Genomic DNA, 21038 nt, shown 5'->3' with positions numbered 1-21038 from the left:
CGGGATGCCTCGCCGCGGCGTCGGCTGGACACCGCCCCGGGCGGGCCGATGGTGAGCCCCCTCGGGCCGGGCTCCGCCCCGGGCGCCGGCGATGCTGGCCACGGCCAGGGCGTGGTCCTTCACCCGGCCGATCCGCTCACCTCGCTCGCGCACGGGATCGGGTCCCAGCACGATCTGCCGATCTCTCCCTTCTACGCCTTCGCCGGTGCCTTCGCCGCACTGTTCGTCTCCTTTCTCGCACTCGGCCTGCTCTGGTCCACCTCCCGCTTCCGTGGAGAGCGCTCGGGCCTCGCCCTGCCCGCCGCCCTCCAGCGGGTGGCCGACGCGCCCGCCACCCGGACCGCCCTGCGCGGGCTGGGGCTCGCCGCCGCGCTCGCCGTCCTGCTCCACCTCCTCCTCGGTCCCGACGACCCCGCGCACAACCCCGCTCCCGGTGCCGTCTACGTCCTCCTCTGGGTCGGACTCGTCCCCGCCTCCCTCCTCCTCGGCCCCGTCTGGCGCCTGCTCAACCCGCTCCGCACCCTGCACCGCCTGCTCTCCCGGGCCCTGCGTCGCCGCGGCCCCGGCCGCCCCCTCCCCGCCCGGCTCGGCCAGTGGCCGGCCGCCGCCGGCCTGTTCGGCTTCACATGGCTCGAACTCGTCGCTCCCGATCCCGCATCCACCACCACCCTCCTGATCGCCATCACCACCTACGCCACCGCCCAACTGCTGCTCGCCGCCCGCTTCGGCGAGCGCTGGTTCGACGACGGCGACGCCTTCGAGGCGTACTCCGACCTCCTGGCCCGGCTCTCCCCCCTCGGCCGTCGCAGCGACGGCCGCCTCGTTCTCCGTAACCCCTTCCACGGACTCGACGCGACACCCGAGCGGCCCGGACTCGTCGCCACCGTCTGCGTCCTCCTCGGGTCCACCGCCTACGACGGCTTCTCCGACAACCCCTCGTGGATCAACGTCCTCCAGACCTCCCCCCTGGGCCGCACCCCCACGGCCACACTCGGACTGCTCGCTTCCATCGCCCTTGTCGCCACCCTCTACTGCCTCTGCGCGGCGGCCACCCGCCTCGTCAGCGGCCCGCACCCAGGCCCCCTGACCGCCTTCGCGCACTCACTCGTACCGATCGCGCTCGGCTATCTCATCGCCCACTACTTCTCCCTCCTGGTAGTCGAAGGACCACGCACAGTAAGCATGGCACTCGGCACTGACAACGCCCCGGAACCCGTGCCACCACTGGGTCCCGGCGGCCTCGCGGCCCTCCAGGTCATCGCCGTCGTCACCGGTCACGTGCTCGGCGTCGTCGCCGCCCACGACCGTTCCGTACGCCTCTTCCCGCCCGCCAGAGCGGTGGCCGGGCAGCTGCCGCTGCTGGCGCTGATGATCACTTACACAGTCGGAGGGCTCAGTCTTCTGCTGAACTGAGGCCCCCACCGAACCGAGAAGGGAGGAGCGGCATGATGGACCCCGTGCCTCCCGCCCACTCCCTGCGCCGTACGCCGATCCAGCAGCGCAGCGCCGACCGGCTCGCCCGGATCCTCGACGCCTGCGCCGACCTGCTGGACGAGACGGGGTACGAGAACCTCAGCACCCGCGCCGTGGCCCTGCGCGCCGGCGTGCCGATCGGCTCGGTCTACCGCTTCTTCGGCAACAAGCGGGCCATGGCCATCGCCCTCGCCCACCGCAACCTGGACCGCTACGTCGACGGCATCGCGGACCGGCTCGCCGACCTCCCGGCCACCGACTGGCGGCCCGTCGTGGACGCGGTACTCGACGAATACCTGGCCATGAAGCGCAGCGTTCCCGGCTTCGCCCTCGTCGACTTCGGTGTGCCCGCGCCGCCGTCCGAGGGGCCCGAGGCGGACCCCAACCACCAGGTTGCCGACCGTCTGACCGAGCTGCTCTCCGCGCACCTGGGCCTGACCCCCGACGCCACCCTCGAACGGGCCGTGCTCGTCGCCGTCGAGGCCACCGACGCGCTGATACAACTCGCCTTCCGCGCCGATCCGGCCGGGGATCCCGGCATCGTCGCCGAGACCCGCGCGATGATGCACGCGTACCTCGCCCGCGTGCTGGGCTGATCCCCACTCGTCCCGATCCCGGGTCGCGCTCCCGGTCTCGATCCCGGTTCCCGCCCCGGCCCCGGTCTCGGTCCCAGTTCCCGCCCCGGCCTCCGTCCCGCGGCCGGTTCCGCAGCCGCAACCGCAGCCGGGCGGTGCCGCGCCTGCTCGTACCCACTCGGTCCCGCACACCCCTCCCATCCATGCGTACCGGTCGGTATGCTCGATGCAGCCCGCGTGCCCGTGCCGCAGACCGCCGCCCCTGGAGGGCTCATGTCCCGCACCGCCCTGCGCATCTGTCCCCTCTGCGAAGCCACCTGCGGCCTCACCCTCACCGTCGCGGACGGCGCGGTCACCGGCGCCCGCGGTGACCGCGAGGACGTCTTCAGCCGCGGCTTCATCTGCCCCAAGGGGGCCGCGTTCGGAGCGCTCGACTCGGACCCCGACCGGTTGCGCAGCCCCCTCGTCCGCCGCGACGGCCGACTGCGGGAAGCCACCTGGGAGGAGGCGTTCGACGCCATCGCCGCCGCCGTCCCCGCCGTCGTCCGGGAGTACGGTCCCCAGTCGGTCGGCGTCGTCCTCGGCAACCCGAACGTCCACACCATGGCCGGCGCCCTCTACCCGCCCCTGCTCCTCAAAGCGCTCGGCACCCGCAACCTCTTCACCGCCAGCACCCTCGACCAGATGCCCAAGCACGTGTCCAGCGGACTGCTCTTCGGCGACCCCTTCGCCATCCCCGTCCCCGACCTCGACCGGACCGACTTCCTGCTGCTCCTGGGCGCCAACCCGGTCGAATCCAACGGCTCCCTGTGCACCGCCCCCGACTTCCCGGGCCGGCTCAAGGCCCTGCGGGCCCGCGGCGGCACCCTCGTCGTCGTCGACCCGCGCCGTACGCGCACCGCCGCGCTCGCCGACCGCCACCTCGCGCCGAGGCCCGGCAGCGACGCGCTGCTGCTCGCCGCCCTCGCGCACACCCTGATCGAGGAGAAGCTCGCGGCCCCCGGCACGCTCGAGGAACACAGCGAGGGCATCGGGGAACTCGGCGCCGCGCTCGGGAGTTTCACTCCTGAGGCCGTCGCACCCGCATGCGACCTCACGGCCGCCGAGATCCGCACCCTCGCCCGCGAGCTCGCGGCCGCGCCCACCGCCGCCGTCTATGCGCGGATCGGCAGCTGCACCGTCGAGTTCGGCACGCTCGCGAGCTGGCTGGTCGACGTACTGAACGTCCTGACCGGCAACCTCGACCGGCCGGGCGGGGCCCTCTTCCCGCTCTCCGCGACGGCTCCCGCGCCCCGGCCCGCGGGCCCGGGCAAAGGGTTCGCCCTGGGCCGCTGGTCGAGCCGGGTGGCCGGCCACCCCGAGGTCAAGGGCGAGTTGCCCATGGCCGCGCTCGCCGAGGAGATCGAGACCCCGGGTGACGGGCGGATCCGGGTACTGCTCGCCATCGCCGCCAACCCGGTCCTGTCCGCACCCGACGGCGACCGGCTGGACCGAGCACTGGCCGGCCTCGACTTCATGGTCTCGGTCGACCCGTACCTGAACGAGACCTCACGGCACGCGCACGTCGTCCTGCCGCCGCCGCCGCCCTCCCGCAGCGCCCACTTCGACTTCGCCTTCAACGGGTTCGCCGTGCGCAACCAGGCCCGCTACTCGCCCGCGGCCCTCCCGCCGGAGGAGGGGCTCATGGACGAGTGCGAGATCCACGCGCGCCTGATCCTCGCCGCTTCCGGACTGCACGGGGCACCGCCCGAGGCCGTCGACGAGCGCGTCGTCGCCGACAGCCTGGCCCGGGCGGTTGCCGACCCCCACTCACCCCTGCACGGCGGTGACCCGCAGCAGCTGAGCAGCCTGCTCACCGGCCGCACCGGACCCGAGCGGCGGCTCGACCTGATGCTGCGCACGGGCCCCTACGACCTGACCCTCGACGATCTGCGGCAGGCGCCGCACGGCATCGACCTCGGCCCGCTGCGGCCCCGGCTCCCGGGCGTGCTGAAGACCCGCAGCGGCAGGATCGAGCTGCTCCCGGACCCGATCGCGGCCGAACTCCCCAGGCTGCGCGCGGCGCTCGCCGACCGCCCCGCCGCCCTGGTGCTCGTGGGCCGCCGCCATCTGCGGTCCAACAACAGCTGGTTGCACAACGTCCCGGCCCTCACCGGAGGTTCCAACCGCTGCACCCTTCAGGTCCATCCGCAGGACGCGGACCGGCTGGGCCTCGTCGACGGAGGCCGGGCCAGGATCACCGCCGACGGCGGGAGCCTGGAGGTGCCGGTCGAGGTCACCGACGCCGTCCGCAGAGGTGTGGTGAGCCTCCCGCACGGCTGGGGTCACAACCGCTCCGGCTCGCGGCTGTCGGTCGCCGCCGCGGTGCCCGGCGTCAACGTCAACCAGCTGCTCGACGGCTCCCGGCTGGACCGGCTCTCCGGCACGGCGGTGCTCAACGGCTTCCCCGTCGAGCTCACACCCCTGCCCTGAGCTGCAGTTTTGCTCGTATTGCTCACGCGTAGAGGTCTTGTTGGCGCCAGAGGGGGGCACCTACCTTCCCCACATGCTGACCTTCCTCGGCTTTGCCATGATCGCGACCTTCCTGGTCCTGATCATGATGAAGAAAATGTCGCCCATAGCGGCGCTCGTCCTCATCCCCGCACTCTTCTGCGTGTTCGCAGGGAAGGGCGCGCACCTCGGCGACTACGTCATCGACGGCGTCGGCAAGCTCGCTCCGACCGCCGCCATGCTGATGTTCGCCATCGTCTACTTCGGCGTGATGATCGACGTCGGCCTCTTCGACCCGATCGTCCGCGGCATCCTGCGCTTCTGCAAGGCGGACCCGATGCGGGTGGTGGTCGGTACGGCCGTCCTCGCCGCGATCGTCTCGCTCGACGGCGACGGATCGACCACCTTCATGATCACCGTCTCGGCCATGTACCCGCTCTACAAGAGGCTCGGCCTGAGCCTGGTGGTCATGACGGGCGTCGCGGCCACGGCCAACGGTGTCATGAACACCCTCCCCTGGGGCGGCCCGACCGCCCGCGCCGCCACCGCCCTCAAGCTCGACGCCGCCGATATCTTCGTCCCGATGATCCCGGCCCTCGCGGTGGGTCTGCTGTTCGTGTTCGTCCTGGCGTACGTCCTCGGAGTGAAGGAGCGCCGCCGCGTCGGGATGCTGGCGCTGCCCGGCAGCGTGGAGCAGGAGACCGCCGAGGAGGAGCTGGTGGCGGCCGCTCCCGGTACCGCCGCCGCGGGCACGTCCACCCCCGTCGAGGGCTCCACCGGATCCTCCGCCTCCGCCCCCGCCTCCACCGCCGCCTCCGCCACCGCCCCCGGACCCGCCTCCGCCGCCGCCCCCCGAGGCGGTCAGGGCGCCGGCCCGGACGAGACCCCCGAGGAGGGCTTCCAGGGCCTGGATCCGCACCGCCCCACCCTGCGGCCCCGCCTGTACTGGTTCAACGCCGGCCTGACCGTCGCCCTGCTCACCGCGATGATCATGGAGCTGCTGCCCATCCCCGTACTCTTCCTGCTCGGCGCCGCCCTCGCCCTCACCGTCAATTTCCCGCACATGCCCGACCAGAAGGCCCGGATCGCCGCCCACGCCGACAACGTCCTGAACGTCGCCGGCATGGTCTTCGCCGCCGCCGTCTTCACCGGGGTCCTCACCGGCACCGGCATGGTCAAGCACATGGCCGACTGGCTCGTCGGAGCCATCCCGGAGGGCATGGGCCCGCACATGGCGCTGGTCACCGGCCTGCTCAGCCTGCCGCTCACCTACTTCATGTCCAACGACGGCTTCTACTTCGGTGTCCTGCCCGTCCTCGCCGAGGCGGGCGCCGCCCACGGGGTCTCCCCGCTCGAGATCGCCCGCGCCTCGCTCGTCGGCCAGGCGCTGCACATGTCGAGCCCGCTGGTTCCGGCCGTCTACGTCCTCGTCGGCATGGCCAAGGTCGAGTTCGGCGACCACACCCGGTTCACCGTGAAATGGGCGGCCCTGACCTCTCTCGTGGTCCTCGGGGCGGGGATGCTTTTCGGCATCATCTGACCTCCTGCGCCCCCTGGTCAGCAAAAACTACCGACGCTAGTTTGTAGGGTGTTGGCGAGGTCGTATCTACGCGCTCGTGCGTGCTCGGGAGGAATGCCATGAAGGCCCACGACGGGATGTACATCGACGGCGCGTGGCGGCCCGCCGCCGGAAGCGAGCTGATCGAGGTCGTGAACCCGGCCGACGGCCAGGTCATCGCCCAGGTCCCGGCCGGTACCGGAGAGGACGTGGACGCGGCCGTACGGGCGGCCCGTGCGGCCCTCCCCGGCTGGGCGAGTACGCCTCCGGCCGAGCGGGGCGCGCTGATCGGCGCGCTCCGCGACGCACTGCTGGCACGCAAGGGCGAGCTGACCGACACCATCACCGCCGAGCTCGGGTCCCCGCTCGGCTTCTCGAAGGCGGTCCACGTCGGATCGCCGATCGCGGTGGCCGGCTCCTACGCCGAACTCGCCTCCTCGTACGCCTTCGAGGAGCGGATCGGGAACTCCACCGTGCTGCTGGAGCCGGTCGGCGTGGTCGCGGCCATCACGCCCTGGAACTATCCCCTGCACCAGGTCGTTGCAAAGGTGGCGCCCGCTCTCGCCGCCGGCTGCACCCTCGTCCTCAAGCCGGCCGAGGACACCCCGCTGACCGCACAGCTCTTCGCCGAAGCCGTGCACGAGGCGGGCATCCCGGCCGGAGTCTTCAACCTGGTGACCGGCACCGGCCCGGTGGCCGGGCAGGCCCTGGCCGCGCACGAGGGGGTCGACCTCGTCTCCTTCACCGGCTCGACCGCGGTCGGCAAGCAGATCGGCGCCACGGCCGGCGCCGCCGTGAAGCGGGTCGCCCTCGAACTGGGCGGCAAGTCGGCCAACGTCATCCTGCCCGGGGCCGACCTGGCCAAGGCCGTTGCGGCCGGCGTCGGGCACGTCATGAACAACACCGGCCAGAGCTGCAACGCGCTCACCCGGATGCTCGTCCACCGGGACCAGTACGAGGAGGCGGTCTCGCTCGCGGCCGCCGCCGTCGCCGACTACCCCACCGGCGACCCGCGCGAGGCGGGCACCCGCGTCGGCCCCGTCGTCAACGCCAAGCAGCACGAACGCGTCCGCGGATTCATCGCCAAGGGTGTGGAGGAAGGCGCGCGCCTGGTCGCGGGCGGGCCCGACGCGCCGCACGAGCAGGGGTACTTCGTGGCGCCGACGGTCTTCGCCGACGTCACGCCCGACATGACCATCGCGCAGGAGGAGATCTTCGGCCCGGTCCTGTCGATCCTGCGCTACGAGGACGAGGGCGAGGCCCTGCGCATCGCCAACGGCACCGTCTACGGCCTGGGCGGCGCCGTCTGGGCCGCCGACGAGGCGACGGCCGTGGCCTTCGCGCGCCGGATGGACACCGGGCAGGTGGACATCAACGGCGGCCGCTTCAACGTGCTCGCGCCCTTCGGCGGCTACAAGCAGTCGGGTGTCGGCCGCGAGCTGGGCCCGCACGGACTGGCGGAGTACCTCCAGACCAAGTCCCTGCAGTTCTGATCCCAGCCCGCCCGCCAGCCCGCCAGCCAGCCCGCCGAGCCCGCCCCGAAGACCGAAAGACGAGATGACGACCATGGTCCGCGCCGCCGTCCTGCCCGCCGTCGGAGCCCCGTTGGAGATACGGGACATCGTGCTGCCGGATCCCGGCCCCGGGCAGGTCCGGGTGCGGCTCACCGCAGCCGGGGTGTGCCACTCCGACCTCTCCCTCACGAACGGCACCATGCGGGTCCCCGTACCCGCCGTCCTCGGCCACGAGGGCGCGGGCACGGTCCTCGCGGTGGGGGAAGGCGTCACCCACGTCGCCCCCGGTGACGGCGTGGTGCTCAACTGGGCCCCGTCCTGCGGAGCGTGCCACCACTGCACCATCGGCGAGGTCTGGCTCTGCGCCACCGCACTCGCCGGGGTGGGCGCGGTCCACGCGCACGACGCGCAGGGCACCGCGCTGCACCCCGGGCTGAATGTGGCCGCCTTCGCCGAGGAGACCGTGGTCGCGGCCAATTGCGTGCTGCCCGCCCCGGCCGGGATCCCGCTTGCGGAGGCCGCCCTGCTCGGCTGCGCCGTCCTCACCGGCTACGGGGCCGTCCACCACAGTGCCCAGGTCCGCCCGGGCGAGTCGGTGGCCGTCTTCGGCGTCGGCGGTGTCGGCCTGGCCGCCCTCCAGGCCGCCCGGATCGCGCAGGCAGGTCCGGTCATCGCCGTCGACGTGTCCCCGGCCAAGGAGGAGCTGGCCCGCGCGGCCGGGGCCACCGAGTTCGTCCTGGCCTCCGACACCACCGCCCAGCAGATCCGTGCGCTGACCGGCGGCCGGGGTGCGGACGTCGCCGTCGAGTGCGTCGGCCGGGCGGAGACCATCCGGGGCGCCTGGGAGTCGACCCGACGCGGCGGCCGCACCACGGTCGTCGGGATCGGCGGCAAGGAGCAGCAGGTCACCTTCCACGCCCTGGAGATCTTCCACTTCGCCCGCACGCTCACCGGCTGCGTCTACGGCAACAGCGACCCCGCCCGCGACCTCCCGGTGATCGCCGAGCATGTCCGCGCGGGCCGCCTCGACCTCGGCGCACTGGTCACCGACCGCATCACCCTCGACGGCATCCCGGCCGCCTTCGACGCCATGCTGGCAGGCAAGGGAGGCCGCTCCCTCGTCGTCTTCGAGCCCGAGCGGACACAGTGGTAGCCCCACGGGATGCGGGCGCCCGCGTCACGCCGTCTCCCTCAAGGCCTCGTACTGCAGGGCCAGTCCGTCCAGCAGCGCCGTGAGGCCCGTTTCGAAGGCGCCCTCGTCCACCTCGCGCCCGCGTTCCGCGAGGAGGTGGGCCTGGCCGAGGTGGGGGTAGTCCGCCGGGTCGTATGCGGTTCGGTCGTCCACGAAACCCCGGGCGAAGGAGGCCACCGCCGAGCCCAGGATGAAGTACCGCATCAGCGCGCCGATCCGGGTCGCCTGCGCCGCGGGCCAGCCGGCCGCCGTCATGGCTCCGAACACCGCGTCCGCCAGCCGCAGCCCGGCCGGCCGGCGGCCCGGTCCGCGCGCCAGCACCGGCACGATGTTCGGGTGGTCCGCCAGGGCGTCCCGGTACGAGTGCGCCCACGCGTGCAGGGCCGCCCGCCAGTCCGCGCCGCCACCGTCGAACATCGACAGGTCGACCCGTGCGCTCACCGAGTCCGCCACCGCCTCCAGGATCTCGTCCTTGGTGCGGAAGTGGTTGTAGAGGGAGGGCCCGCTGACCCCGAGCGCGGCCGCGAGCCGCCGCGTCGACACCGCCTCCAGCCCCTCCGCGTCCACCAGGGCGCCGGCCGCCTCGATGATGCGGTCCCGGCTGAGAAGGGGCTTGCGCGGTCTGGCCATGCGCCACATAGTAGGGCCTGCCCGCCATAAACTACCGGTGCTAGTTAAAGGTCCCGGTCGCGCCCCGGAGGTACCCGGTGAATCTGGAGCTGAGCGAGGAGCAGACGGCTGTGCGCCGGCTCGCCCGTGAGTTCACCGAGCGCGAGGTCGTCCCGTACGCCGCCGAGTGGGACCGCGCCGAGAGCGTGGACCGGGCCATCGTGAAGAAGTTGGGCGCGCTCGGCTTCCTCGGCCTCACCGTGCCCGAGGAGTACGGCGGCTCCGGCGGCGACCACCTCTCCTACGTCCTGGTCACCGAGGAGCTCGGCCGCGGCGACTCCGCCGTGCGCGGCATCGTCTCCGTCTCCCTCGGCCTGGTCGCCAAGACCATCGCGGCCTGGGGTACCGAGGAGCAGAAGCGCTCCTGGCTGCCCCGCCTGTGCTCCGGCGACGCGCTGGGCTGCTTCGGTCTGACCGAGCCCGGCACCGGCTCCGACGCCGGCAGCCTCACCACCCGCGCCGTGCGCGAGGGGGACGCGTACGTCCTCGACGGCAGCAAGATGTTCATCACCAACGGCACCTGGGCCGATGTGGTGCTGCTCTTCGCCCGCACCGGCGACGAGCCCGGCCACCGCGGGGTCTCGGCCTTCCTCGTCCCCACCGGCACACCCGGGCTGACCCGCCGCGAGATCCACGGCAAGCTCGGCCTCCGCGGCCAGGCCACCGCCGAACTCGTCCTCGACGGCGTCCGCGTGCCCGCCTCCGCGATGCTCGGCCCCGAGGGCAAGGGCTTCTCCGTCGCCATGTCCGCCCTCGCCAAGGGCCGGATGTCGGTCGCCGCCGGCTGTGTCGGCATCGCCCAGGCGGCCCTGGACGCGGCGCTCTCGTACGCCGCCCAGCGCGAGCAGTTCGGCAAGCCGATAGCCCACCACCAGCTGGTCCAGGAGCTCATCGCCGACATCTCCGTCGATGTGGACGCGGCCCGGCTGCTGACCTGGCGGGTGGCCGACCTCATCGACCGCGGGCAGCCCTTCGCCACCGAGTCCTCCACCGCCAAGCTCTTCGCCTCCGAGGCCGCCGTGCGCGCCGCGAGCAACGCCCTCCAGGTGCACGGCGGGTACGGCTACATCGACGAGTACCCGGCGGGCAAGCTGCTGCGCGACGCCCGCGTGATGACCTTGTACGAGGGCACCAGCCAGATCCAGAAGCTGCTCATCGGCCGTGCCCGTACCGGGATTTCCGCCTTCTGAACCCGGTTCGCCCCCGCCCCCGCCCCCGCCCCGCTCCGCCGGGTGCAGGTGCCGGTTGAGTACCCGCATGAGTACGTGTGCGGATGTGTTCCCGCGCGGTCCGACCGATGCTCGACCCATGAACGAGACACCGGTCAAGCAGCAGAGCACGGGGGCGTACTACGGCCAGGCCGTCGCCTCCTTCGGTATCGCCATGGGCGCCGTGGCCGTGGGGATCTACAACCTCGAGACGAACGGCTGGGTGCGAGCCTTCCTCGGCATCGCGGTCCTGTACCTCACCACCTCGGCCTTCACCCTCGCCAAGGTGATCCGCGACCGCCAGGAGGTCACCCAGATCGTCAGCCGGGTGGACCAGGCCAGGATGGAGAAGATCATGGCCGAGTACGACCCCTTCTCGCCGAAGTAGCCGGCCCGGCTCGCTCGGCAACGCTAAGCGCTTGCTCACCCTCCGGTAAGGTGTTCACTTCCACATGGCGAAGAGGTGAGCGAGCGATGGACAGCGCGGAGGATACGGTCGACGGCTACCGGCCGTGGTCCGAGGTCACCCCCGACGCCGCACGGCGGCTGCTCGTCGCCGCCGTCGACGCCTTCGCCGAGCGCGGCTACCACGCCACCACCACACGTGACATCGCGGGCCGTGCCGGTATGAGCCCGGCCGCGCTCTACATCCACTACAAGACCAAGGAAGAGCTGCTCCACCGGATCAGCCGGATCGGCCACGACAAGGCGCTGGAGATCCTGACCATCGCCGCCGACGGTCCCGGCTCCGCAGCCGACCGGCTCGACGCCGCGGTGCGGTCCTTCGTACGGTGGCACGCGGCCCATCACACCACCGCGCGCGTGGTCCAGTACGAGCTCGACGCCCTCGCTCCGGAGCACCGCTCCGAGATCGTGGCGCTGCGCCGGCGGAGCGACGCCGCCGTGCGCCGCATCCTCGCCGACGGAGTGGCCGCGGGAGAGTTCGACGTCCCCGACGTGCCGGGCACCACGCTCGCCGTGCTGTCGCTGTGCATCGATGTGGCCCGCTGGTTCAGCGTGGCCGGGCAGCGCACCCCCGACGAGGTCGGCGGGCTCTACTCCGACCTCGTGCTCCGCATGGTGGCCGCGCGCCCGGCCCCTCAGAAGTAGTTCAGGCTCGCGTCAGAAGTAGTAGCGCGACACCGATTCCGCCACGCACACCGGCTTGTCGCCGCCCTCGCGCTCGACCGTGACCGTGGCCGTGACCTGTACGCCGCCGCCCGCCTCCGTGACCTCCGTGATCACAGCGGTGGCGCGCAGCATCGAACCGACCGGCACCGGGGCCGGGAAACGCACCTTGTTCGTCCCGTAGTTGAGGCCCATCCGCATGCCCTCGACCCGCATGATCTGCGGCACCAGGATGGGCAGCAGGGACAGGGTCAGGTAGCCGTGCGCGATGGTGGAACCGAAGGGTCCGTCCGCCGCGCGCTCCGGGTCCACGTGGATCCACTGGTGATCGCCGGTGGCGTCCGCGAAGAGGTCGATCCGCTTCTGGTCCACCTCCAGCCACCCGCTGGGGCCGAGCGGTTCGCCGATTCCGGCGTGCAGCTCCTCGGCGGACGTGAAGACCCTCGGCTCGGCCATGCCCTGCTCCTGTCTCTGGCGGATGTCCCGCTCGGATGTCCCGCTCGGATGTCCGCTCGGATGTCCGCTCGGATGGCCCGCGCGTGACCCACGCAGGCGACTCGCGGACGAATAAGCGCTTGCTCAGCATGCTGGGGGCCGTATGCGTATGTCAACGGACCTCCGACTACGCTCGGCGGGGTGCCGCAGATTCCCGAGAAAATCCACGAACTCACCGTCGGTCAGCTGTCCGCCCGTAGCGGCGCGGCCGTCTCGGCGCTCCACTTCTACGAGTCCAAGGGCCTGATCAGCAGCCGTCGCACCTCCGGCAACCAGCGCCGCTACACCCGCGACGCGCTGCGCCGCGTGGCCTTCGTCCGTGCCGCCCAGCGCGTGGGCATCCCGCTGGCCAGCATCCGCGAGGCACTCGCCCAGCTACCCGAGGAGCGCACCCCCAACCGCGAGGACTGGGCCCGCCTCTCCGAGGCCTGGCGCGCCGAGCTCGACGAGCGCATCACCCGCCTCGGCCGGCTGCGCGACCACCTGACGGACTGCATCGGCTGCGGCTGTCTGTCCATGGAGACCTGCGCACTGTCCAACCCGGACGACGTCTTCGGCGAGCGGCTCACCGGCTCGCGGCTGTAGCCGCCGCCTCCGCGACCATGTCGCGGGCCGCCGCCACCAGTTCGGCGTTCGACCGCGCCGGGCGCCCGCCGGGCAGCTGCGTCACGTCCCCTACGCCGGTCCGCACACCGGTGCCGCACCGCGCGGCCAGCCGCAGCACCGGCCAGGCGGCCGTGTCCCGCCCGTACAGCAGCACCGGCACCGGCGGCAGCCCGCGCAACCCCGCCACCAGGGCCGGATCGGCCGCCGCGAGCTCGGCCGAGAGCCGGACCCGCCCGGGCTCGTGCACCGGCCAGGCCAGGAACCGGGCCAGCGGTTCCGGCCCGGCCGGGCCGCCCATGGGCACCACCGCGTCCACCGCCACCCCCCGCGCCAGCAGGGCCCGGGCGAGCTCGCCGGCCCCCGGCTGCCCGAAGTCCACCACCGCCCGGTCCGGCAGCACGGTCCACGAAGCCACCCGCTCCAGCCGCCCCGCGGGATCGGGCTCGGCCGCAATGCCCACCGACACCGAAAGCGCTACGCCGACCCCCGTGCGCCGCAGCACCTCCAGTACCGGTCCGACCACCCGCGGCGAGAGGCTCTCCCGCCCGCACGGCGTCCGCGGGTGCACCAGCACCTCGCCGGCCCCGGCCGCGACGGCCGCCAGGGCCGACTCCGCCAGAGCCCCGGGCGACATCGGCACGGCCGGGCCGTCGCCCGCGTCCCGCGAGCCGTTCAGCGACACCGACACCGACACCGCCACCGCCACCGGCGCCGCTGCCTGTGACGCCACCGCCGCCGGCACCGAAGCGGGCCGCGACGACGGCCTCACGCCGCTTCCCCGGTGGGGATGTCCGCCAGGGCCGGTCTGGGCACCACGATCCCGCAGCCCGCGCACACCGGCCCGTCCCAGGCCAGCGCCCCCGCCCACGGCCCGAGCGGAGCCACCTCCGGCCAGTGCAGTTCGGTGTCCCCGCAGACCGGGCACCCCGTCCCCGGCTCCGACTCCAGCGCCCGCACCAGCCTCCGCAGCACCTCGCCCAGCGTCCCCTCCGGCCGCACCCCCGGATCCGCGCAGCGCACCACGGCGTCCCCGCTCCCGCCCCACGCCCACTCCGGGCGGCGCAGACCGTGGTGCTTCTCCCGCCGGCGCCGTTCCGCGAACTGCCGCTCGTACTCCAGCCAGACCGCCCGCGCGTCCTCCAGCTCCTCCAGTGCGGCGACCAGCCGCAGCGGATCGGCCCCCCGGTCCTCGGGAGCGATCCCGTGCCGGTCGCACAGGTGCCACCACGTGGCCCGGTGCCCGTACGGCGCGAACCGCTCCAGGCAGCGGCGCAGCGAGTGGCGCCGCAAGGCCCGGTCATTGCGCGCGTCGCGCACCTGGTAGGCCAGACTCCGGAATCCCGCCATCACACCATCACCTCCGCCGATGTGCCCAACATGCCCGGTCGGAGGCGGGCGCATGCGGGGGCGGTCGAGGCGTGCGGGTGGCACATGGCCAGAAGTCAGCGCCCCATGCGCCCCGCCGCCACCACCAGCCGGGCCAGCTCCTCGTGGCAGATGTCGCTGTGCGCCCCCGACGGGGCACCGCCGCGCCGCACCACGGAGCCCGCGTCCACGCTGACGCAACCGGCCGTCGGCACCCCCTCGCGCAGGGCGGTGTCGAGGCTCAGCCGGGGCGCACCCGGGACGGCCCGGACCCCGTCGTGACCGATCGCGCCCCACCGCTCGTCGAATCCCAGCAGACCGGCCGAATCCCCTGCCATCCGGGACGCCAGCGGGTAGAAGACCTTGAGTGCGGAGTCGTGCGGGGAGTGGCATGCGACGACCGGCCCGTCGACCCTGCGCTGGAGACCGCGCAGGGCGCCGCCGTTGGCCTTGTCGTGCGGCAGCCGGTCGGCGAACGCGTAGTGGGAGAAGGCGCCCTGGAGCAGGGTCACGGACTTCACGTAGCGGGCCCGGTCCGGCACCGCGCGCAGCGAGAAGGACACCACCCGCGCCCCGAAGCTGTGCCCCACCAGATGGAAGCGCAGGGCGGGACGGACGGCCGCCAGCTGTGCGAGCACCGGGCCGAGGCCGCGTTCGCCGACCACACCCGCCCGTTTCTTCATCTTGTAGTACGTCGCCTGCCGCAGGAGCTCCTTGGCGCCGCCCCACAACCCGCGCAGCCCGCTGCCGGCCGTGAAACCCGGCCCGTCGGCCGTCAGGCCCTGACCGTCGGCGTCCGCCGAGGCCGGGGCGCCCGCCCGGAGCAGGGCCACGGACAGGGCCCGGCACACCTCCAGCACGTCGTCCGTGAAGATCGCGGGGACCTCCGGAGCGACCGCCGCGGGTACCGCGTCCACCCCGGCCAGCTCGCGCACGAGGGCGCCGAACTCGATGAACGCGGCCGCCGAGTCCGGCCGCTCCTGCAGCAGTTCCGCCACCCGGTCCAGCTCCGCCCGCCGCTCCGGCCAGAACTGCCCGAGCGCCCGTCGGGTGTGGGGGTCCAGGGCGTAGGGGTCCGGAGCGATGCCCTCACCCGGTGCCGCGAGGGCGCCGGGTGCGTCGAAGTCCGGTATCGGCTCGTCGGAGAACCGCATCGCGGGCCAGACGACACCCACGTATCCCAGGCGCACCCCCGACCCCACCAGCCCCGGGAAGGGGGCGAAGAACCGGTCGTAGAGCCGCGTCGCCGTCGAACGGTCGCTGTTCCAGCCGTGCGCGAAGACCAGCAGGTCCGTGGCCTCCATCCGCGCCACGGCTCCCTGCGTGACCCGGTCCACGTCCCCCTCGGAGTCGAAGGTCAGCTCGGCGTACGGCCCGACCCCGATCCCCGCTCCGCCGCCCACGCCGGCCCCGAGCCCGACGCGGGCCCCGGCCCTGATCCCGTCCCCGATTCCGAATCCGACACCGATGTCCGCCATGACGTCCCCCTCCACGCCGTGCCTCCGGTGCCGTCAGCATCCTGCTGCGGCGCCCGCCCGGCCAGCCCCCTGACGCGGTCGGCTCACGGGTAGAGCAGGTACCCCGCGCGCACCGCCCCGAAGCGCGCGAGCCCGGCCGCCCAGTCGCCCGCGACCTCGTCCACGTCCGCACCCGCGTCCACCAGCGTCCGCACCCGGTCCGAGCCGGTCAGTCTGTCGATCCAGTGGTCCGCGCGCCAGCCGAAGCCGCTCCACACCCGCCGAGCCGTGATCAGCAGCCCGATACCGGCCCGAACCGGATCGAAGGCCTCCCGGTCGTGCACGATGAGCCGGACCCCGCCGCACACCTTCCCCACGTGCTTGGAGAACGTCGGGGTGAAGTACGCCTCCCGGAACCACACCCCGGGCAGCCCCAGTGCGTTCGCCGCCTCCGCCCACCGCCGGTCGATGCCCTCCGCGCCCACCACCTCGAAGGGCGTGGTGGTCCCGCGCCCCTCGGAGAGGTTGGTCCCCTCGAACAGGCAGGTGCCCGCGTACGCGAGGGCCGTGGCCGGTGTCGGCATGTTCGGGCTCGGCGGCACCCAGGGCAGCCCGGTCCCGTCGAAGAACGACTCCCGCCGCCACCCGGACATCGCCACCGTCCGCAGCCGGGCCGGCCGGTCCGTCAGGAACTCGCCGTTGAAGAGCCGGGCCAGTTCGGCCGCCGTCATCCCGTGCGCCAGGGCGATCGGCTCCCGGCCGACGAAGCTCGCGTACGGCCGCTCCAGTACGGGCCCCGCGGCTCGCCGGCCGCCCACCGGATTGGGCCGGTCCAGCACCACCACCGCCTTGTCGGCGAGCGCGGCCGCGCGCATGCAGTCGTAGAGGGTCCAGATGTAGGTGTAGAAGCGCGCCCCGACATCCTGGATGTCGAAGACGACGGTGTCGACCCCGGCCGCCGTGAACACGTCCGCGAGCTTCTGCCCGCTCCTGTCGTACGTGTCGTACACCGGCAGTCCGGTCGCCGGGTCCCGGGAGGCCCCCTCGGAGTCGCCCGCCTGCGCCGTCCCGCGGAAACCGTGCTCGGGCCCGAACACCGCGACCAGGTCGACCCGTTCGTCGGCATGCAGTACGTCGACCAGGTGCCGGGAATCGGCGGTGATCCCGGTGGGGTTGGTGACCACCCCGACCTTCTGTCCGGCCAGTGCGGCGTACCCGTCGGCGGCGAGCCGTTCGAAACCGGTGCGGACCCGGTCGGCCGCTGCGGTGACCCCGCCCGCCCCGGGCTTGGTGGCCCCGCCGGGGCCGGCCGCTCCCAGGGCGCCCGCCGATCCGATGGCCCCCGCCAGCCCCAGCACCCCGCGTCGCGACAGCGTCATCCGGCCACGCTAGGCGTCGCGCCCCTTTCCTCCTGACATACCGACCGGTTAGTCTGCCCGCGATCCGGCATCCGGCCGTACGAGAGGTGGACCCGTGAACGCATACCAGGACCAGCGAGTCGTCGTCACCGGCGCGGGCGGCGGCATCGGCGCCGCCCTCGCCCACCGCTTCGCGGCCGAGGGCGCCACGGTGGTGGTCAACGACCTCGACCCGGACAGGGCCGCCGCCGTCGCGGCCGCCATCGGCGACCGGGCGGTCCCGGTGCCGGGCGACGCCTCGGCGATCGTGGCCGAGGCCCGCGAGGCGCTCGGCGGGACGGTCGACGTCTACTGCGCCAACGCCGGCCTCGCCTCGGGCGGCGACGCCTTCGCGGACGAGTCCGTCTGGGAGGCGGCCTGGGACACCAACGTCATGGCCCACGTCCGCGCCGCCAGACTGCTGCTGCCGGACTGGCTGGAGCGGGGGAGCGGCCGCTTCGTGTCCACCGTCTCGGCCGCCGGGCTGCTGACCATGATCGGAGCGGCCCCGTACAGTGTCACCAAGCACGGTGCGCTCGCCTTCGCCGAATGGCTCTCGCTGACCTACCGCCACCGCGGTGTCGAGGTCCACGCCATCTGCCCGCAGGGGGTGCGCACCGACATGCTGACCGCCGCGGGCTCGGCGGGCGAACTCGTCCTCGCGCCGACCGCGATCGAGCCGGAAGCGGTCGCGGACGCGCTGTTCGACGGCATGGAGAAGGGCCGATTCTTGATCCTGCCGCACCCCGAGGTCGCCGACTTCTACGCCGCCCGCGCCACCGAGCCGGACCGCTGGCTGAGCGGCATGAACCACCTCCAGCAGAAATGGGAGACGCGTTGACCCCCTCCCACGCTTCCGGGGCCGCGCACGCCTCCGGGGCCCCGCACGCTTCCGGGGCCCCGCACGACTCGCGGTACGGGGCCAAGCCCTGGGTCGGGCTGCTCGCCGCGGTCCAGCGGGCGCCCGTCTCCCCGCCGCCCACCGTCCTGCACGCCTTCCGCGAGGCCGTCGCCCGCGCCCCCGGGCGCACCGCGCTGGCCTACTTCGACGGCCGGATCGGCTACGCGGAGGCCGACGCGCTCTCCGGCTCCGTCGCCGGTCACCTCGCGGCGCAGGGCATCCGCCGCGGGGACCGGGTCGCGGTCATGCTGCAGAACACCCCGCACTTCGTGCTCGCCGTCCTCGCGGCCTGGAAGGCCGGGGCCGTCGTCGTCCCGCTCAACCCCATGTACAAGTCCGGCGAGGTCGGGCACATACTCCGCGACTCGGGGGCCGCCGCGCTGGTCTGCGACGGCCGTGCGTGGACGGCGTACCTGTGCGAGACCGTGCGGGACAGCGCCGTGCGGACCGTGCTGACCGCCTCCGACCTGGACTTCCAGACGCGCAACGACCCGCGCGTCTTCGGCCCGGTGCCGGTGCCGGTGCCGGAGCCGGGCCCTGTCCCGGCCCCCGCCCGGCCGTTCGTGCCCGCCCAGGCGGGCGCGCCGGGCCCCGGTCCCTCCCCGGATCCCGCCGGCCCCGCCCCCGCCGACCTCCTCTCCGTGGCCCGCGGCGGGCGACCGGCGCCGGACGATCCGCACCTCACCGCCGCCGACACCGCCCTGATCAGCTACACCTCCGGCACCAGTGGCACCCCCAAGGGCGCGATGAACCCGCACGGCGCGCTCACGTACAACGCCACCCGGCAGGTCACCTCCCACCCCCTGCCCGAGGGTGCCGGCTACTTCGCCCTCGCGCCCCTGTTCCACATCACCGGCATGGTCTGCGAGCTCGCCGCCTGCTTCACCAACGCCGGCACTCTGGTCCTCGCCCACCGCTTCGACGCGGGCGCCGTCCTCGACGCCTTCCTCGAACACCGCCCCGCCTACACCGTCGGCCCGGCCACCGCCTTCATGGCCCTCGCCGCCCACCCCGGCGTCACCCCCGACCACTTCGCCTCGTTCCGGGTGATCTCCTCCGGCGGCGCCCCGCTCCCGCCCGCGCTCGTCGAGCGCCTGCGCACCGCCTTCGGCTTCTACCTCCGCAACGGCTACGGCCTCACCGAGTGCACCGCGCCCTGCGCCACCGTGCCCGTGCACCTCGAAGCCCCCGTCGACCCCGCCTCCGGCACCCTCTCCGTGGGCCTGCCCGGCGCCGACACCGTCGTGCGCATCCTCGACGACCGGGGCGCCGAGGTCCCCTTCGGTCAGACCGGTGAGATAGCCGTCCGCGGCCCCCAGGTGGTGCCCGGCTACTGGGGCCTGCCCGCGGAGTCCGCCAAGGCCTTCCCGGACGGCGAACTGCGCACCGGGGACGTCGGGTTCATGGACCCGGACGGCTGGCTCTATGTCGTCGACCGCAAGAAGGACATGATCAACGCCTCGGGCTTCAAGGTCTGGCCGCGGGAGGTCGAGGACGTGCTCTACACCCACCCCGCAGTCCGCGAGGCCGCCGTGGTCGGCGTCCCGGACGCGTACCGGGGGGAGAGCGTGAAGGCGTACGTGAGCCTGCGCCCCGGCACCTCGGTGGAGCCGGAGGAGCTCTCCGCCCACTGCGCCGCGCGCATCGCCGCGTACAAATACCCGCGCGAGGTCGAGATCCTGCCTGTCCTTCCGAAGACGACCAGTGGCAAGATCCTGCGACGGGAACTGCGCGATCGAGGCTGAAAACAGTCGGACGGTCGTACAGCTGGTCGCTGTGACCAGGCAGGAACGAGGAAGGGAAGGTCAGCGCCATGGCGGCCAGGACCACGGAACCCGCAGGCACGCACGAGGCCCCGGTACCGCAGCGGCTGCTGGCCGTCGCCACCCGGCTCTTCGCCGAGCGCGGCTACGACCGCACCTCGGTCCAGGAGATCGTCGAGGCGGCCGGTGTCACCAAGGGTGCGCTCTACCACTACTTCGGGTCCAAGGACGATCTGCTGCACGAGGTGTACGCGCGGATGCTGCGGCTCCAGCAGCAGCGCCTGGACGCGGTGGCCGACTCCGACGCGCCCGTCGAGGAGCGGCTGCGCGCCGCGGCCGCCGACGTGGTCGTCACCACCATCGAGAACCTCGACGACGCGATGATCTTCTTCCGGTCGATGCACCAGCTCAGCCCGGAGAAGTTCAAGCAGGTGCGGGCGGAGCGCCGGCGCTACCACGAGCGCTTCCGGGCGCTGGTGGAGGAGGGGCAGCGCACGGGAGTGTTCTCCGACGCGACCCCCGCCGACCTGGTGGTGGACTACCACTTCGGGTCCGTCCACCACCTCTCCACCTGGTACCGGGCGGACGGCCCGCTCACCCCTCAGGAGGTCGCCGATCACCTCGCCGACCTGCTGCTGCGCGCGCTGCGTCCCTAGACGCGTTCTGCGGACCGGCCCCGGCCCGGGCGTCCCGGTTGCCTCAGCAGTCGATCCGGGAGCCGTCGGGCATCGCCTCGACGGACACCGAGAACCAGATCCGGGACCCGGGCACGGCCGGGGCCGGGCCCGGGTCTATTCCGTAGAACTCGCGGAGGTCGTCGGGGGAGTCGAAATAGAGCGTGAGGCTCGGATGCTTCTTGGACTCGAAGCAGAAGACGACGAAGTCACGGGTCCGTTCCGAGTCGAGGCTCTCCACCGGGCGCCATCCCGCCGCGGGTGCCTCCCGGCCGAAGTAGTCCAGTACCTCCTCGCGGCTCCCGTCGTACGCGTACGTCCGCTGGGCGGTCAGCCAGGCGCCCCCGGTGTCTTCGGTGCAGTGCGGCGCGGTTCCCGCCTCGCCGCCGACGGGTGTGGCCCGCGCCGGGCGCAGGGTCAGGGCCGATACCTTGTCGAGCTCGGCCAAGGCGGCTTCGGTGCCTTCGCAGGTTTCGGGAAAGACCAGGGAGCAGCCGCTGAGCGACGCTCCGACCAGCAGGGCGGCGGGCAGCAGCCGCAAACCAGGCATGTTCATGGCGAGAGATTAGGTGC

At 73.2% G+C, this 21038-nt stretch carries 20 protein-coding genes; 13 read left to right on the top strand and 7 right to left on the bottom strand.

Translation table 11 applies throughout. The features are described from left to right. Positions 1-111: 111 nt before the first annotated feature. The 6 genes from OG753_RS11615 (at position 112) to OG753_RS11590 (ending at position 8763) form a co-directional block, all read left to right on the top strand. Entirely contained in the window at positions 112-1413 is a 1302-nt protein-coding gene (locus tag OG753_RS11615; protein WP_405788328.1) for a hypothetical protein, read from the top strand. A 35-nt stretch (positions 1414-1448) separates the two neighbouring features. Then, positions 1449-2069 carry a TetR family transcriptional regulator gene (locus tag OG753_RS11610; protein ID WP_405792611.1) on the top strand — a complete coding sequence of 207 codons (621 nt, stop codon included), beginning with the start codon at positions 1449-1451 and terminating at the stop codon, positions 2067-2069. A gap of 252 nt (positions 2070-2321) precedes the next feature. After that, on the top strand, positions 2322-4520 hold the full coding sequence (locus tag OG753_RS11605; protein WP_405788327.1) for a molybdopterin oxidoreductase family protein: 2199 nt from the start codon (positions 2322-2324) through the stop codon (positions 4518-4520). A 73-nt stretch (positions 4521-4593) separates the two neighbouring features. Further along, a complete protein-coding gene (locus OG753_RS11600) occupies positions 4594-6078 on the top strand; it encodes a CitMHS family transporter (protein ID WP_405788326.1) in 1485 nt (494 codons plus the stop codon). A 98-nt stretch (positions 6079-6176) separates the two neighbouring features. Continuing rightward, positions 6177-7589 carry an aldehyde dehydrogenase family protein gene (locus tag OG753_RS11595; protein WP_327261734.1) on the top strand — a complete coding sequence of 471 codons (1413 nt, stop codon included), beginning with the start codon at positions 6177-6179 and terminating at the stop codon, positions 7587-7589. A gap of 73 nt (positions 7590-7662) precedes the next feature. Beyond that, positions 7663-8763, top strand: coding sequence for a Zn-dependent alcohol dehydrogenase (locus OG753_RS11590; RefSeq protein WP_405792609.1), 1101 nt, complete (start codon positions 7663-7665; stop codon positions 8761-8763). A 24-nt stretch (positions 8764-8787) separates the two neighbouring features. Here OG753_RS11590 and OG753_RS11585 read toward each other — a convergent pair whose 3' ends face one another. Further along, positions 8788-9432, bottom strand: coding sequence for a TetR/AcrR family transcriptional regulator (locus OG753_RS11585; protein ID WP_405788324.1), 645 nt, complete (start codon positions 9430-9432; stop codon positions 8788-8790). A gap of 77 nt (positions 9433-9509) precedes the next feature. Here OG753_RS11585 and OG753_RS11580 point away from each other — a divergent pair, with 77 nt between their 5' ends. From OG753_RS11580 to OG753_RS11570, 3 genes are all read left to right on the top strand, one after another. Further along, positions 9510-10661 carry an acyl-CoA dehydrogenase family protein gene (locus tag OG753_RS11580; RefSeq protein ID WP_327261732.1) on the top strand — a complete coding sequence of 384 codons (1152 nt, stop codon included), beginning with the start codon at positions 9510-9512 and terminating at the stop codon, positions 10659-10661. A 118-nt stretch (positions 10662-10779) separates the two neighbouring features. Continuing rightward, a complete protein-coding gene (locus OG753_RS11575) occupies positions 10780-11067 on the top strand; it encodes a YiaA/YiaB family inner membrane protein (protein WP_327261731.1) in 288 nt (95 codons plus the stop codon). Positions 11068-11153: 86 nt separating this feature from the next. Continuing rightward, positions 11154-11789, top strand: coding sequence for a TetR/AcrR family transcriptional regulator (locus tag OG753_RS11570; RefSeq protein ID WP_327261730.1), 636 nt, complete (start codon positions 11154-11156; stop codon positions 11787-11789). Between the two features lie 12 nt (positions 11790-11801). On the opposite strand, the gene OG753_RS11565 is transcribed toward OG753_RS11570, so the two are convergent. Further along, on the bottom strand, positions 11802-12263 hold the full coding sequence (locus OG753_RS11565; RefSeq protein ID WP_327261729.1) for a MaoC family dehydratase: 462 nt from the start codon (positions 12261-12263) through the stop codon (positions 11802-11804). A 180-nt stretch (positions 12264-12443) separates the two neighbouring features. Between OG753_RS11565 and soxR the strand changes: the two genes are divergently transcribed. Next, a complete protein-coding gene (soxR, locus tag OG753_RS11560; RefSeq protein WP_327261728.1) occupies positions 12444-12887 on the top strand; it encodes a redox-sensitive transcriptional activator SoxR in 444 nt (147 codons plus the stop codon). On the opposite strand, the gene OG753_RS11555 is transcribed toward soxR, so the two are convergent. The 4 genes from OG753_RS11555 to OG753_RS11540 all read right to left on the bottom strand — a co-directional run bounded on the left by OG753_RS11555 (position 12868) and on the right by OG753_RS11540 (position 17109). Then, on the bottom strand, positions 12868-13638 hold the full coding sequence (locus tag OG753_RS11555) for a 3-keto-5-aminohexanoate cleavage protein (RefSeq protein WP_405788321.1): 771 nt from the start codon (positions 13636-13638) through the stop codon (positions 12868-12870). The genes soxR and OG753_RS11555 overlap by 20 nt on opposite strands. 35 nt (positions 13639-13673) lie before the next feature. Then, positions 13674-14255 (bottom strand): hypothetical protein, encoded by a 582-nt coding sequence (locus OG753_RS11550; protein WP_327261726.1) that lies wholly within the window; start codon positions 14253-14255, stop codon positions 13674-13676. Between the two features lie 95 nt (positions 14256-14350). Next, complete coding sequence (locus OG753_RS11545; protein WP_327261725.1) at positions 14351-15751, bottom strand: serine-threonine protein kinase; 1401 nt, start codon at positions 15749-15751, stop codon at positions 14351-14353. Between the two features lie 83 nt (positions 15752-15834). Beyond that, on the bottom strand, positions 15835-17109 hold the full coding sequence (locus OG753_RS11540; RefSeq protein ID WP_327261724.1) for a DUF1343 domain-containing protein: 1275 nt from the start codon (positions 17107-17109) through the stop codon (positions 15835-15837). Between the two features lie 94 nt (positions 17110-17203). Between OG753_RS11540 and OG753_RS11535 the strand changes: the two genes are divergently transcribed. The 3 genes from OG753_RS11535 to OG753_RS11525 all read left to right on the top strand — a co-directional run bounded on the left by OG753_RS11535 (position 17204) and on the right by OG753_RS11525 (position 20447). Then, positions 17204-17968 (top strand): SDR family NAD(P)-dependent oxidoreductase, encoded by a 765-nt coding sequence (locus tag OG753_RS11535; RefSeq protein WP_327261723.1) that lies wholly within the window; start codon positions 17204-17206, stop codon positions 17966-17968. Next, the gene (locus OG753_RS11530; RefSeq protein ID WP_327261722.1) at positions 17953-19773 is read left to right on the top strand and encodes an AMP-binding protein; all 1821 of its coding nucleotides are present in this window, start codon (positions 17953-17955) and stop codon (positions 19771-19773) included. The genes OG753_RS11535 and OG753_RS11530 overlap by 16 nt, the downstream gene beginning before the upstream one ends. Positions 19774-19841: 68 nt before the next feature. Further along, positions 19842-20447, top strand: coding sequence for a TetR/AcrR family transcriptional regulator (locus OG753_RS11525; protein WP_327261721.1), 606 nt, complete (start codon positions 19842-19844; stop codon positions 20445-20447). A 43-nt stretch (positions 20448-20490) separates the two neighbouring features. Here the strand turns inward: OG753_RS11525 and OG753_RS11520 are convergent, their stop codons facing one another. Further along, positions 20491-21021, bottom strand: a complete 531-nt coding sequence (locus tag OG753_RS11520) for a hypothetical protein (RefSeq protein ID WP_327261720.1) — start codon at positions 21019-21021, stop codon at positions 20491-20493. Positions 21022-21038: the final 17 nt, after the last annotated feature.

It is taken from the genome of Streptomyces sp. NBC_00029 (assembly GCF_045160505.1).
In the GTDB taxonomy this organism is placed as follows: Bacteria; Actinomycetota; Actinomycetes; order Streptomycetales; family Streptomycetaceae; genus Streptomyces.
The sequence above is the reverse complement of the archived record's forward strand: the minus strand, read 5'-3'. Positions and strand labels throughout refer to the sequence as shown.